The organism is Colwellia sp. Bg11-12 (assembly GCF_014076955.1).
Taxonomy (GTDB): domain Bacteria; phylum Pseudomonadota; class Gammaproteobacteria; order Enterobacterales; family Alteromonadaceae; genus Colwellia_A.
In genome coordinates this window covers 211,604-225,222 of record NZ_JACGUZ010000071.1, presented here as the reverse complement: position 1 = coordinate 225,222, position 13,619 = coordinate 211,604, and the positions used below count along the sequence as shown (strand labels likewise).

The window sequence follows — 13,619 nt, the reverse complement described above, 5'->3', positions numbered from 1 at the left end:
TATTTATAATTCAATTTTTTTTGTGGCTGGCTTTTCTAATTGGCTCTGCCAAGAAAATTTCACTTTCGTTAACGCTTGTTGATTTTTATCATATGCTTGCCAAAGTTGCTGATACGATTGCAATAAAATAGGGTGTTTTAACTGTGGAGCCACTTCAGCAAGCGGCCATAAAACAAAGGCATTCTCGGTGATTTCGGCACGGGGAATTTGTGCCGGAGTGTTTAACACTAAATCGTCAAAAAGGAGTAAGTCTAAATCTAAAGTGCGGGGGCTATATTTTTTGGCATCAATGGGGCGACCATTAGTAAACTCAATATCACGCAGTGCTTTGGTAACCTGTTCAATGTTAAGTTCGGTCGTTGCACCGATCACCATGTTATAAAATTCAGCGCCGTCAAAACCTACAGATTCACTCGCAAATAAAGACGATAAAGTCAGTTCGCCGAGTAGTAATTCAAGTGCTGTAAGCCCGGTATTTAGGTAGTGCTGACGGTCGACATTACTGCCAAGAGAAATATATAAGCGCGCCATTACCCATGTTTACTGTTATGTGATGGATGACTACGCTCAATTTCAACACCAACAGTGGCAGCGTTGTGCACAGCATTAGGCTTTCCAACTTTTAACTTAAGCCAGGGGATATGATAAGTTTCCATTAGAAACTTAGCTAAACGCTCTGCTAATGTTTCAAGTAAATCTACAGGGTTTTTATTAGCGAACTCTTCAATTTTTATTGATATTTCGGCATAGTCGAGTGTTTTAGCTAATTCATCATTTTCAGCGGCTCTAGCAGTATCCCAGCCCATCACTAGATCAATCACTAAAGTTTGTTTGATCCCTTTTTCCCATTCGAAAAAACCTATGGTGGTTTGAATGCTCAAGCCTTCAATATAAACTTTATCCATTAACGTATACTCATTATTTAATGAAACAACTAAAAATAGAAGCCGATTTTACCTGTGCAAAACTATAAAAACTAGGGGTCACTGATCAATTAATATTTTTTATTGCTATACATGTAAAAAAACTTATTTGCATTGCGATTACGACACGCTAGAATATCAAAAATTATTAAAATATTAGTGATAAACAGTATGTATTTTAATAATATATTTGGAGGTTTTTTATTAGCGCTTTATTAATAACACTGATGATCATGATTGCTGCCTATTTAGTCGGCTCGATTTCTAGTGCTATTTTATTGTGTAAATTATTTAATCTACCAGACCCTCGAACTGCAGGCTCAAACAACCCCGGCGCAACCAATGTTTTGCGCATAAGTAATAAATATATCGCTGCATTGGTACTCGCCTTTGATGTTCTAAAAGGGACTATACCGGTGTGGGGCGCATATTTTCTTGGCTTAGACCCTCTTAATTTAGGGCTTATCGCACTTGCTGCTTGTTTGGGGCATATGTACCCGATATTTTTTAACTTTAAAGGCGGGAAAGCTGTTGCAACGGCACTTGGCGTCTTACTCCCTATTGGTTTAGATTTAGGCGGCCTGCTAATTTTGACTTGGGTAAGTGTGATATATTTTACGCGGTATTCAAGTTTAGCCGCGATTGTTACGGTATCTCTAGCTCCTTTTTATATTTGGCTGTTAAAACCTTTATATATGTATCCAGTGATGATGCTATCGGTGTTAATTATATTTCGCCACAAAGATAATATTTGGCGATTAATTAAAGGACATGAAAGTAAGGTTACTTTTACTAAAACCAAGTAAAATCACTCGTTGAACCCCATCGTTATTATCGGTAACTGCTCCTGCATTCCCCTAATGTCCTACCTCCACTTAACCCCTTATAAAAATCAAAATTAGTGGCATATACGAATACTGAATGCAAAAGTCAGGGTCACTCAGGCAGCAAAACCAAGAGTGACTATATTTAGCTAATGTTACTTAAACAGCAGGTAAAGTATCTAATGGCCAACGAGGCGTGGCTTTAAACGATAAATCTGCGTCAGTTCCGGCTTTTAAACGTTGTAAACCTGCATAAGCGATCATGGCACCGTTATCTGTACAAAACTCAGGACGTGGATAAAAAACTTCGCCGCCCAATTTTTTAGTGATTTCTCCTAACTTTTCTCGAAGAGACGTGTTGGCGCTAACACCTCCAGCAATCACTAAACGCTTTAATTCACATTGCTGCAAAGCTCGGCGACATTTTATTGCTAACGTATCAACGACCGCTTCTTGGAATGCATAAGCAACATCAGCATGGGTTTGCTCATCCATACCTTCATTGCCTTGTGCTTTTTGTAACGCTATTTCTTTGCGAATAACCGTACCGGCAGCTGTTTTTAAACCACTAAAACTAAAATCTAAACCAGGACGGTCGGTCATAGGGCGTGGCAATTTGAACCGTCCTTGGGTGCCTTTTTCAGCCATTTTAGATAACGCTGGTCCACCTGGGTAATCAAGCCCGAGTAGTTTTGCGGTTTTATCGAATGCTTCACCGGCGGCATCATCAACCGATTCACCTAACATTTCATATTGACCAATACCGTCAACACGCACCAGCATGGTATGTCCACCAGAGACGAGCAAAGCAACAAAAGGAAATTCGGGTACATTTTCTTCTAACATCGGTGCCAATAAATGCCCTTCCATATGATGAACAGGCACCGCAGGTAGACCCCAGCCATAGGCTAAACTTCTGCCAATTGAACAGCCGACTAATAAAGCCCCGACTAACCCAGGCCCTGCTGTATAGGCAACACCGTCTAAATCAGCAGGTGTTAGATTTGCCTCTTTTAAGACTTCTTTAATTAAGGGGATAGTTTTACGGACATGATCTCGGGACGCTAATTCAGGAACGACACCGCCATAGTCAGCATGAACAGCAATTTGGCTATATAAACGATGCGCAACGATACCTTCGGGTAAATCACCTTCGCCGTCGTCATAAATAGCAATGCCTGTTTCATCGCAAGATGTTTCTATACCTAAAATTCGCATAATACCCTTAACCTAAAAATCTAAATAACGTTTACTTTCATTTTATCGAGCGATTTTAACGCCCCTATATAAGTATTATACCCATTTGATTAAGGTTGTGATCTACTTTTTTATGAAAAAATAGATAAAGGTAAACGAAGTTTTTATTCTTTTTAGCTATTTAAAATGGGCAGATATATAATAAAACGAGTATTAAATTAGCTAATTTTAGTTTTAGAAAATATTACACTTTACTTTAACTAGTGGTTAGCTTTAAAATACGTCACCCAATTTTGATAGAGTGGGTGTTTGCGAAGCAATAATGTTTAAGCAATACACCAATCATATAGATACATACTAAGGTTATACATGCCAGTAATTAAAGTTAGAGAAAACGAACCATTTGACGTTGCATTACGTCGTTTTAAACGTTCATGTGAAAAAGCAGGGATCCTTTCAGAAGTTCGCCGTCGCGAATCTTACGAAAAGCCTACTTGGGAACGTAAACGTAAGAAAGCTGCTGCAGTTAAACGTGCCGCTAAAAAAGTTTCTCGTGAAAACGCTCGCCGCGTTCGCATGTACTAAGATACCTTAGTAGTATTTAAGACTATCGAGTAAAATATGAGTTTAATAAATCAACTCAGAGATGAAATGAAAGTTGCTATGCGTGCTAAAGACAAATGTCGTCTTGGTGTTATTCGCATGGCTATATCAGCTGTTAAACAAGCCGAAATCGATCATAACCTCGAAGCAACTGATGAGAACGTCATTGCGATTTTAACCAAAATGGTTAAACAGCGTAAAGAGTCAATCAAGATGTTTACTGAGGGTGGTCGAGATGAATTAGCTGCTAAAGAAGCTGAAGAAGTAACCGCGTTAGGATTTTTTCTTCCGCAACCTCTTTCAAGCGAAGAAGTTAGTCAGTTAATTACGAAAACTATTGCCGATACCGGTGCAGCTTCAATGGCTGACATGGGTAAAGTAATGGCGGTATTAAAACCTTTAATGCAAGGTAAAGCAGACTTAGGCGCCGTAAGTGGCCAAGTTCGCAATACCTTGAACGCATAAAGGGTTGTAACAAAAGCTTACTCACTTAATCTTATAGAAAAATATTTTAAAGCCGTGAAATTTATTTCACGGCTTTTTTGTTTATATAAAGCTCACTTAACGTTTCATCTTAACGAGAAACTAAAAAACACCTACCCCATCAGGTAAATTAAGTTTAAAATAAACATCGCACAAACAACCAAAGATAAAGTAGTAATGACTGGTATGATCCCTCGACAATTTATAGATGACTTATTGGCTCGCGCTGATATTGTCGAATTGATCGATTCTCGGGTTCCCTTAAAAAAAGCAGGTAAAAATTATCAAGCTTGCTGCCCCTTTCATACCGAAAAGTCTCCTTCATTCAGCGTTAGCCAAGATAAACAGTTTTATCATTGCTTTGGTTGTGGCGAACATGGCAATGCCATTTCTTTTTTAATGGAATTTGATCGTTTAGAGTTTCCTGACGCGATTGAAGAACTTGCTTCTCATTATAATATGGAAGTGCCTCGCGAAAAAAACAACCATAGTCCTGCACAACTTAAACAACAGCAACAAGCACATCAACAAAAACAAGACGATTATGAGCTGATGGAAAAAATTAGTCGCTTTTATCAACAACAATTAAAAGTTGCCCAAGACAAAGATACCGCCATCGAGTACCTAAAAGGTCGTGGACTAAGCGGTGAAGTCGTTAAGCGCTTTGGTATTGGTTATATCAGCGATGCTTGGGATGGCATGATGAACATTTTCGCTACAAATCCTTCAGCAACGCAACAGCTTGTTGATTTAGGCATGGCGATTAAAGGAGATAAAAACCGTCCATATGATCGATTTAGAGGCCGAATTCAATTTCCTATTCGAGACAAGCGTGGACGGGTTATCGGTTTCGGCGGACGGGTTTTGGGTGATGGTACGCCAAAATATTTAAACTCTCCAGAAACACGTATTTATCATAAAGGCCAAGAATTATATGGTTTATATGAAGCGAAACAAGCCAATAAGCAATTAACACGTTTAGTCGTTGTTGAAGGCTATATGGACGTTGTCGCCCTTGCACAACATGGGGTTGACTATGCTGTTGCTTCGCTTGGTACATCAACAACGCCAGAACAATGCCAAACATTATTTAGAACCGTTAAAGAAGTGATTTGTTGTTATGATGGCGACCGCGCAGGACGTGATGCTGCTTGGCGAGCCATGGAGAATGCCCTTCCTTTAATTAACGACGGCACTAGCTTAAAATTTGTATTTTTACCGGATGGCGAAGACCCAGATTCATTAATTAGAGAAAAAGGTCAACAGGCTTTCGAAGAAATTTTAGATAACGCCACGCCTTTATCAGTATTTCTATTTGATCACCTTTCTTTGCAAGTAAATATGAATACGCTGGAAGGTAAATCAAAAATGATTGAATTATTTCAGCCTTATTTAAATAAACTTCCTGACAGCACGTTGAAAGATTCAATTTTAACCGAATTAGCCAATAAATTTGCACGCGGTAACGAAAAGCGTTTAGAAGAATTACGTAAAAAAAATGTCCAAAATAATAAAGCGAGTGCGGTAAAAAAACAAAGTAAGATCACACCATTGCGTCTTGCTATTGCATTATTACTTGAGCACCCCCATATCATTAGAGCATTACCCGATATTACCATTTTACAACAGCTCGATATGCCAGGTATCCCCTTGCTAAATAGTCTGTTAGTACTATGTAAACAAAATTCAGATATTAACAGTGGTCAATTGATTGAACATTTTCGAGGGACAACTGAAGGTAGCCAATTAACAAAGTTGATGTGCTTACAGCACTATGTAGAACCTGAAAATGCTGAATCAATGTTTATTGATGTAATAGAAAGTTTTTTAAACAAATTTATTGAACAACGCACAGAACAATTGCTTGCTAAAGAATATGAAAGTGGTTTAAGCAAAAGTGAGAAACAAGAATTACACAGTTTGTTAAGTGCGTAGCAAGTAAAAATAAGTTGAACTTAGTTTAACGCTGGCAATATACTAAGCAATTAGCTATAATTTCCGGCTTACTGTTTTCATTTTGATAGCCATAATTTAGGTGGACACTCGTCAATGAATCAAGCCCCACAATCTAGACTTAAAGAGCTCATTACCAAAGGTAAAGAGCAAGGTTACTTAACTTTTGCACAAGTTAACGATCACCTTCCACAAGACATAATCGATTCAGACCAAGTTGAAGACATCGTTAGAATGATCAACGACATGGGTATTCAAGTATTCGAAACTGCTCCAGATCAAGATACTTTGATGATGACAGAAGGTAATACTGATGAAGATGCTGCTGAGGCAGCAGCCCAGGCACTTGCTACGGTTGAAAGCGAAATTGGTAGAACAACAGATCCTGTCCGCATGTACATGCGTGAAATGGGTACGGTTGAACTATTAACACGTAAAGGCGAAATTGTAATCGCCAAGCGTATTGAAGAAGGCATTAAGGAAGTTCAGCGTAGTGTTGCTGAATATCCGCCGGCAATCAATTTCTTACTCGATATGTGGGACAACTTTGAAGCTGAAGAAGTACGTTTAACTGACATTATTGTTGGCTTTTTAGACCCTGATGCCGAAGAAGAAGAAATTCCAGCGGCAGCGACTCATATTGGCTCAGAACTTTCGAAAGAAGATCTAAGTGATGAAGACAAATCTGATGATGAAGACGAGGAAGAAGAAGATACAGGTCCTTGTCCTGAGCTTGCTAAAGAAAAGTTCACATTGCTTCGCAATGCCTATGAGAAAGCAAATAAAGTTATTGATGCTAAAGGTCGTGGTCATAAAGACGCACAATCAGCAATTGATGATCTAGCTGAAGTATTTAAAGAATTCCGTTTAATACCTAAACTCTTTGATAAGCTTGTTAAAAACATGCGTAGCGTAATGGATAGATTACGTATTCAAGAACGTTTAATCATGAAGCACTGTGTTGTTGGTGCGGGCATGCCTAAAACAACGTTTATTAAGATATTCCCTGGTAATGAAACCTCTAAAGATTGGTTTAACGAACAAAAAGCTGCGGGTCATGCTTACTCAGCAAAAATGTCTGATATTGAACTAGACGTTGAACGCTGTATTTATAAATTAAACCAATTAGAAAAAGAAACGTTCTTAAATGTACACGGTATTAAAGATATTAACCGTCGTATGTCTATCGGTGAAGCTAAGGCTCGTCGTGCGAAAAAAGAAATGGTTGAAGCTAACTTACGTCTTGTTATTTCAATTGCGAAAAAATACACCAACCGTGGTTTACAATTCTTAGATTTAATTCAAGAAGGTAACATTGGTTTGATGAAAGCGGTTGATAAATTTGAATACCGTCGTGGTTACAAATTTTCAACGTATGCAACGTGGTGGATCCGTCAAGCGATCACTCGTTCAATTGCTGATCAAGCCAGAACGATTCGTATTCCAGTACATATGATTGAAACGATCAATAAATTGAATCGTATATCACGTCAAATGTTACAAGAAATGGGACGCGAGCCAACACCTGAAGAATTAGCAGAACGTATGATAATGCCTGAAGATAAAATCCGTAAGGTATTAAAAATTGCTAAAGAGCCTATTTCAATGGAAACCCCTATTGGTGATGACGAAGACTCACACTTAGGCGATTTTATTGAAGATGGTAACGGTGAGCTACCAGTTGATTCTGCTACTGCAGAAAACTTGAAATTTGCTACACACGAAGTATTAGCTGGCTTAACCGCTCGTGAAGCTAAAGTGCTAAGAATGCGTTTTGGTATCGATATGAATACCGACCATACTTTAGAAGAAGTAGGTAAACAATTTGATGTTACGCGTGAACGTATTCGTCAAATTGAAGCAAAAGCGTTACGTAAACTACGTCACCCTTCTCGCTCTGAACAACTGAAAAGTTTCTTAGACGGCGAATAAACCTTTCATTTTTAAATAGATGACTTAAAATCCAGTAATTACTTACTGGATTTTTTTTACCTAAAATTAACTCGACTTAACCCATATTTTATAAAAGGACTTTCAATGCGCTTTATCATTCTATTACTTTCTTTATTTTTAACACTACCTACTTTAGCGTCTAAATCTGGGCCTATCGAAGTAACTCCCTTTGCAGGTTACCGTTTAGGGGGGGACTTTGATATTGCAGGTGACTTTTATGATATGAGTGAACCCCAATCGTTAGAAATTGAGATAGATGAAGGTTCAAGTTTTGGCGTAATTGTCGCTTGGCCTTATGATGATAAACGCCAAGGAGAATTACTGTTCAGCCACTATGAGAGTGAACTAATACCTGCAAGTTTATTAACACCATATACGAGTGATCTGTCAGTAAGCTATCTACACATCGGCGGTAATGTACCAATTTCAAACACCTTAATACCCGTTTGGTTTTCTGGTGGCTTTGGTGTTACGCATTTTTCACCTGATGCAAAAGAACTTGATGATGAAACCAAACTGTCGGTTAATTTAGGGTTTCATAGCAAATTACAATTAAGTGAACAGGTAGCTATTCGCTTAGGTGCAAGAGTCTATGCAACACTTATTGACGCTAAAGATGCAATGTTCTGTGATAACAATACCTGTGAAGTCGCAATATCAAGCGACATGTGGGTGCAAAGTGAATTATCAGCAGGTTTAACCTTCACGTTTTAAGACTTACTTCTCAACAATAATATGCTTGGGATCAGATAAAAATGTTTGGTCCGTGAGTGTATTCAAGAAAGCCAGCAAATCGTTTTTTTCTGCGGTGGTCAAAGTAAATCCTTTGATAAACTGACTTTTTAATGGATTATTTCGACCATCTCCTTGATGTTTTCCTGTTGTAATATTTCTTCCACCTGCCGCATAAAAGTCAATAACGTCGGATAAATTCGCCATACTGCCATCATGCATATAGGGAGCACTGACTTCAATATTACGTAAAGTGGGCGCTCTAAACCGACCATCGTCCCTTGCTAAGGTTGAAATTTCTGCTAAACCTGTATCATGTTTTGGGTAACCTGATTTGTGACTATTACTTACATTATACAAACCCGTATTATGAAAAGGCCTGCGATCAATTAGCTGTTTTTCATGGCTGGTAGACTGCGTAAAATTAAATCCACCATGACAATGATGACACTCGAGCCTTTCTGAGAAAAACAGATTCATCCCTCGTAAAGCTTCTGCCGAAATAGCATTGTCGTCAGCCAAATATGCGTAGGTATCAAAAGGTGAATTTAAAGAGACTAAACTGCGAACATAACTCGCTAATGCTTTGACAATTAAGTCGAAATTAACGGTTTGATTTGGAAATGCTTCGGTAAATAATATTTGATAAGTCTCTGAGCTAAAGCGTGCTAAAACCTCTTCTTCATGACCGGTTATGCCTAGCTCAACCGGCGATTCACCAAACATCGGAAGAAGTATTTGTTGCTCAATTGACGTTAAACCGTCGTGTGCCCACGTTAACGTTTTGTTATACGCAATATTAACTAAAGCAGAGGCATTACGTCTATGTGGTTGTGCTGTGCTGCCAAATGAATGTGGGATATTTTCACCAAAAGCAAACTCTTGATGATGACAACTTGCACACGCTTGTTGTTGATTAGCTGACAAATTCTTATCAAAAAACAGGCTCTTTCCTAAATTAACTTTTGCTTGAGTCATCGGATTATCTTGCGGCACTTGTGGTTTAGGGAATCCCGCGATAATTGGCCACTGATAATCACTTTCTAGCTTCTTATTATCACTACATGATTGCAAAACCAAGCAAATGCCAAAAGTGAATAAGCACTGAAGTGTTAATTTAACCCGATGTAGAAGCCCATTACTCATTATTTTTTGTCTTAAATAACAACGATTCATTACTACTATTCGCTCCCAAACCTAAATTTTTAAATAACATTTTACAGCTTTCTTCGTCGGCTGCCGATTGACAACTATTTTTGCGTGCTAATCCAACATCTCGCACTAACAACGCTAAATCAAATTCAATTGTAGAATTTTCCAAGGTAAAAGGTAAAGAAACAGACACGCGATTAGGATACAAACATTCATTTTTTGGTGCACGTACTGGGCTTAATGCTTTACAACCGGTAGAGCCTAGGTGAAATAGCCAGTCATCGTTTTGAGAGACTAACTCGGCCCGCATAAATTTATGCCCCCCTTGCCATCCCCAAAACATTGAAGCCTCATTTAATGGACTAGGTTGGGTTAATGGATTCAGGTGATTAAGTGCAAATGGTACACCTAAAGTAAAACGAATATCAGTAACAACAACCGATTCATCTAAGGGTATTAATTCGAGTTGCCAATAACCTTTGCCATTTTTTCTATCACAGATCTCTCCCAATAAAGCGACATTGTCTGCTTGATTTACATTTGTTGTCATCAACCAAGGCTGCCAACCATTCTTGCGGGTATTAACTTCAACGCCATGGATAAAAAACTGTAACTGCTGATATTGCCACTTTTGTGGTTCGCTACTTTTTAATTCATGAACATCAGAGAAGGTGCTTACACAGTTGATGGCAGTGTTTTTATAAACAGCTTGAAAAGTAATTTTGGTGGGGAGTGCCTTTTGAAAACATCCTGAAAGTAAGGTTATACTTAACCCAAAAATAGTAGTGACAGATAAAATTTTTTTTAATATATAACGGTTCATTTGAATAAGGCTTAATCGTTGAATGCAAAGTAATATTTACATGAGGTTAAGGTAATGTTAACGAGTTAGTTTTAAATTGTACGTTAACTTGCTATGGTAAAGCCATCAAATATTGAACAGCTAAATAAAAAACGAGCACATTATGGCTAAAATATCATTACCTCTTGGCATTGCAATTATTTCAATATCCTATTTTTTACTCTCTTCAAATACATTAGCTCATTCAGAGCATGATAAGTCGAGATTTGTTGCTATTAATGGCGTAGATAAAGACCGCTGTGATAATGTTCTTAGACCCTGCAAAACAATTGCTTATGCTGTTAGCCAGGCAAACAAGGGTGACAACGTACTTGTTGCTTCAGGCGACTTTACAATCACTTCAAGCGAAGAACTATTTTATTTAAAAAGCGCTCTTGTGTCAGTCGTTGGAGGCTATAATCAATTTGATCATTACCAATCGCAAAGCCCTCAGTCAAATGTGACCACTTTACATAATATTCCAATTGAAATGGTTGATGAGCTTCGTAGTAACGGTTTTCGCGTTATTGCTGATGGTAAAGCCTTTGCTAATGATAAAGATTTAAAACAAAAACTTGCAAGTTATTATCAACTCAGTGAAAGCCAAGCAAATGAACCTTGTGTTAATGGCAAAGCTGATATTTTTGACTGTAATAACATTGATTTGCTCGCTCATCTCCCATTAACTGCAATGTCGAGTGATCCTGTTGAAGGCAACGACATTTGGGGACATGTAGATTTAAATACGGGTAATGAATTTGCTATTATGGGTGTAACAAATGGTGTCGTTGTAGTTGATGTAACAGCCCCCATGACTCCTGTAGAAGTAGGAACTATTGCAGGTGTAACATCTCAATGGAGAGATGTAAAAGTTTACCAATACTTTGATGAAACTATCAATTTATGGCAAGCCTATGCTTATGTTACAACCGAAGGTGTTCGTAATGGTCCAACAGATTATGTGACTATTATTGACCTTAACAATCTTCCTCATTCAATAACCTTAGTTGAAAAGAATAAAGTGGTCAGTAGAGCCCATAATGTTTATATCACTAATGTTGATCATACCCTTAATATAACGCTTCCAGATCAAACAGCTTCACTGCAACTTATTGGCACAAACAGTAGGGGTGGAGCTTTCCAAAGCTATTCATTAGAAAACCCAAAAACATTAGTCAACGTTACTGCTAACAATTTTGGTAATGGCTACACCCATGATGGGGCTTCTCTTGTTATAGATGATCAACGTTCAGTTAATGATTGTGGTTTAACATCTGGTAGTTGTACTGTTTTCATTGATTTTAATGAAGACGTCATGAAGTTATGGAATATCACCGATCCAAATAACTCAACCCAGTTAGGTGCGGCTGAATATAACGACGTAGCTCCGAACAATAAATATGTACATTCTGGTTGGGGCACTGAAGATAAGCAGTTCATTTTATTACATGATGAATTTGATGAATTTCGTGGTGGATTAAACACCACCGTTAGAATATTTTCAATTGGGGACCTAACGAACCCAACACAGGTTGGCCAATGGACCGGTCCTACACAAGCGATTGATCATAACGGTTTTGTTCGAGGTAATAGATACTATATGTCTAACTACGAACGTGGCTTAACCATTTTAGACATTACGGATCCTACAACGCCTACTGAAGTTGGGTTCTTTGATACTTTCACACCGAGTAACTCAGCGAGCTTTAATGGTGCATGGGGCGTGTATCCATTTTTACCGTCAGGAAATATTCTTGTTAGCGATATTAACAGTGGTCTGTATGTACTAAAAGATAACGCTAAAGCTTCAACGAAAGGAATGTTCAGCTTTACCAGTAAAAGCACGCAAACCGCTCAAGGAACAACACTGAACCTCATTGTGCAACGTAATGGTTCAAACATTACAGAAAGTACTGCGGTAAGTTACCAAGTTATTCAAGGTAGCGCCAAAAAAGGTACCGACTTTGATATAGAAAACAACACACTCACTTGGGCTGCAAACGACAATGCGGATAAAACAATAAGTATTGATATTGCAGATGACCTAACAAATACCGAATTGTCAGAGTCTTTCTTTATACGTTTATATAATCCAACTAATGGTGCAACACTTGGCTCAAACAGTTACAACACCATCAATATTACTGGGTTAATAGACAAAGGAACGGGAAGCTTTGAATTCGACGAGCAAACAATTGCAGAGAATGTTGAGGAATACACCGTAAACGTTAACCGAATGGGTAGCACATCGGGCAGTATATCATTCCAATATCAACTCACTTCAGGACAAGCGATTATTGGTAGCGATATTATTGATGCATCGGGGCAAGTATCTTGGGGCGAAGGTGAAAGTGATACTAAAGAAATCATACTAACGATTATTGATGATATTGAAGAAGAAGAAGATGAAACGTTCACCTTAACCTTATCAAGCATCGATAATAGCCGATTAGGTGGCAATGCAGAAATTATATTCACGATTGCTGATGATGATCAAAATACAGCACCTGTAGTTACTCTAAGAGAAAATTTTGAAGTAAATACTAACCAAGGTGTAACGTTAACGGCTCAAGCCGTAGATGCAGAAAGCGACAGTATGACCTACTTATGGGAGCAAACAGCAGGCTCAGCGGTATCAATAACTAACGCTGATATGTTGTCGGCCAGCTTTACAGCCCCAAATACTTCAGCCTCGTTAACATTTAAACTTACCGCTACTGATTTCAGAGGGGCATCAAGTACAGGAAGTGTTATTGTTTCAGTAGTCGCCCCCGTTGTAGTAACACCAACCCCCAATACAAAAAGTAGCGGTGGCTCAATATTATGGTTAACAATCCTTTCATTATCTTTATTAACCAAGAGAAAAGTCATTATCAATAAATAGTATCTAGGCAATGGTGATATAAAATCACCCATATTGCCTAACAATTAAGCGAACAATGTAAAATTTAGCATTTT

Annotated in this window: 12 protein-coding genes; 7 read left to right on the top strand and 5 right to left on the bottom strand. The window is 38.2% G+C overall.

The genetic code is table 11. From position 1 onward, the window contains the following. Nucleotides 1-3: 3 nt before the first annotated feature. Together folK and folB are read right to left on the bottom strand one after the other, a co-directional pair. The gene (gene folK, locus H4J39_RS09945) at nt 4-531 is read right to left on the bottom strand and encodes a 2-amino-4-hydroxy-6-hydroxymethyldihydropteridine diphosphokinase (RefSeq protein WP_182227867.1); all 528 of its coding nucleotides are present in this window, start codon (nt 529-531) and stop codon (nt 4-6) included. Beyond that, entirely contained in the window at nt 531-905 is a 375-nt protein-coding gene (gene folB, locus H4J39_RS09940; RefSeq protein WP_182227865.1) for a dihydroneopterin aldolase, read from the bottom strand. The genes folK and folB overlap by 1 nt, the downstream gene beginning before the upstream one ends. Nucleotides 906-1,150: 245 nt before the next feature. Here folB and plsY point away from each other — a divergent pair, with 245 nt between their 5' ends. Beyond that, nucleotides 1,151-1,729 (top strand): glycerol-3-phosphate 1-O-acyltransferase PlsY, encoded by a 579-nt coding sequence (gene plsY / locus H4J39_RS09935; protein ID WP_182227863.1) that lies wholly within the window; start codon nt 1,151-1,153, stop codon nt 1,727-1,729. 177 nt (nt 1,730-1,906) lie between these two features. On the opposite strand, the gene tsaD is transcribed toward plsY, so the two are convergent. Then, nucleotides 1,907-2,965: a tRNA (adenosine(37)-N6)-threonylcarbamoyltransferase complex transferase subunit TsaD gene (tsaD, locus tag H4J39_RS09930; protein WP_182227861.1), complete on the bottom strand. Its 1,059-nt coding sequence runs from the start codon at nt 2,963-2,965 to the stop codon at nt 1,907-1,909. A 348-nt stretch (nt 2,966-3,313) separates the two neighbouring features. Between tsaD and rpsU the strand changes: the two genes are divergently transcribed. From rpsU to H4J39_RS09905, 5 genes are all read left to right on the top strand, one after another. Beyond that, nucleotides 3,314-3,529 carry a 30S ribosomal protein S21 gene (gene rpsU / locus H4J39_RS09925; RefSeq protein WP_011045067.1) on the top strand — a complete coding sequence of 72 codons (216 nt, stop codon included), beginning with the start codon at nt 3,314-3,316 and terminating at the stop codon, nt 3,527-3,529. 36 nt (nt 3,530-3,565) lie between these two features. After that, nucleotides 3,566-4,012 (top strand): GatB/YqeY domain-containing protein, encoded by a 447-nt coding sequence (locus H4J39_RS09920; protein WP_182227859.1) that lies wholly within the window; start codon nt 3,566-3,568, stop codon nt 4,010-4,012. A gap of 195 nt (nt 4,013-4,207) precedes the next feature. After that, nucleotides 4,208-5,965: a DNA primase gene (dnaG, locus tag H4J39_RS09915; RefSeq protein WP_182227857.1), complete on the top strand. Its 1,758-nt coding sequence runs from the start codon at nt 4,208-4,210 to the stop codon at nt 5,963-5,965. A gap of 114 nt (nt 5,966-6,079) precedes the next feature. Then, the gene (rpoD, locus tag H4J39_RS09910; RefSeq protein ID WP_182227855.1) at nt 6,080-7,915 is read left to right on the top strand and encodes an RNA polymerase sigma factor RpoD; all 1,836 of its coding nucleotides are present in this window, start codon (nt 6,080-6,082) and stop codon (nt 7,913-7,915) included. A 105-nt stretch (nt 7,916-8,020) separates the two neighbouring features. Next, a complete protein-coding gene (locus H4J39_RS09905; protein WP_182227853.1) occupies nt 8,021-8,650 on the top strand; it encodes a hypothetical protein in 630 nt (209 codons plus the stop codon). Nucleotides 8,651-8,653: 3 nt separating this feature from the next. Here the strand turns inward: H4J39_RS09905 and H4J39_RS09900 are convergent, their stop codons facing one another. Then, nucleotides 8,654-9,814 carry an MbnH family di-heme enzyme gene (locus H4J39_RS09900; protein ID WP_182227851.1) on the bottom strand — a complete coding sequence of 387 codons (1,161 nt, stop codon included), beginning with the start codon at nt 9,812-9,814 and terminating at the stop codon, nt 8,654-8,656. Further along, entirely contained in the window at nt 9,807-10,643 is an 837-nt protein-coding gene (locus H4J39_RS09895; RefSeq protein WP_182227849.1) for an MbnP family copper-binding protein, read from the bottom strand. The genes H4J39_RS09900 and H4J39_RS09895 overlap by 8 nt, the downstream gene beginning before the upstream one ends. A gap of 142 nt (nt 10,644-10,785) precedes the next feature. On the opposite strand from H4J39_RS09895, the gene H4J39_RS09890 reads away from it, so the two are divergent. Next, nucleotides 10,786-13,545: a choice-of-anchor B family protein gene (locus H4J39_RS09890; RefSeq protein WP_182227847.1), complete on the top strand. Its 2,760-nt coding sequence runs from the start codon at nt 10,786-10,788 to the stop codon at nt 13,543-13,545. The last annotated feature ends 74 nt before the right edge of the window (nt 13,546-13,619 follow it).

What these genes read in the sequence shown, in the direction of transcription:
- folK (WP_182227867.1), bottom strand. Translation starts at nt 531, where the DNA reads ATGGCGCGCTTATATATTTCTCTTGGCAGTAATGTCGACCGTCAGCAC.
- folB (WP_182227865.1), bottom strand. Translation starts at nt 905, where the DNA reads ATGGATAAAGTTTATATTGAAGGCTTGAGCATTCAAACCACCATAGGT.
- plsY (WP_182227863.1), top strand. Translation starts at nt 1,151, where the DNA reads ATGATCATGATTGCTGCCTATTTAGTCGGCTCGATTTCTAGTGCTATT.
- tsaD (WP_182227861.1), bottom strand. Translation starts at nt 2,965, where the DNA reads ATGCGAATTTTAGGTATAGAAACATCTTGCGATGAAACAGGCATTGCT.
- rpsU (WP_011045067.1), top strand. Translation starts at nt 3,314, where the DNA reads ATGCCAGTAATTAAAGTTAGAGAAAACGAACCATTTGACGTTGCATTA.
- H4J39_RS09920 (WP_182227859.1), top strand. Translation starts at nt 3,566, where the DNA reads ATGAGTTTAATAAATCAACTCAGAGATGAAATGAAAGTTGCTATGCGT.
- dnaG (WP_182227857.1), top strand. Translation starts at nt 4,208, where the DNA reads ATGACTGGTATGATCCCTCGACAATTTATAGATGACTTATTGGCTCGC.
- rpoD (WP_182227855.1), top strand. Translation starts at nt 6,080, where the DNA reads ATGAATCAAGCCCCACAATCTAGACTTAAAGAGCTCATTACCAAAGGT.
- H4J39_RS09905 (WP_182227853.1), top strand. Translation starts at nt 8,021, where the DNA reads ATGCGCTTTATCATTCTATTACTTTCTTTATTTTTAACACTACCTACT.
- H4J39_RS09900 (WP_182227851.1), bottom strand. Translation starts at nt 9,814, where the DNA reads ATGAGTAATGGGCTTCTACATCGGGTTAAATTAACACTTCAGTGCTTA.
- H4J39_RS09895 (WP_182227849.1), bottom strand. Translation starts at nt 10,643, where the DNA reads ATGAACCGTTATATATTAAAAAAAATTTTATCTGTCACTACTATTTTT.
- H4J39_RS09890 (WP_182227847.1), top strand. Translation starts at nt 10,786, where the DNA reads ATGGCTAAAATATCATTACCTCTTGGCATTGCAATTATTTCAATATCC.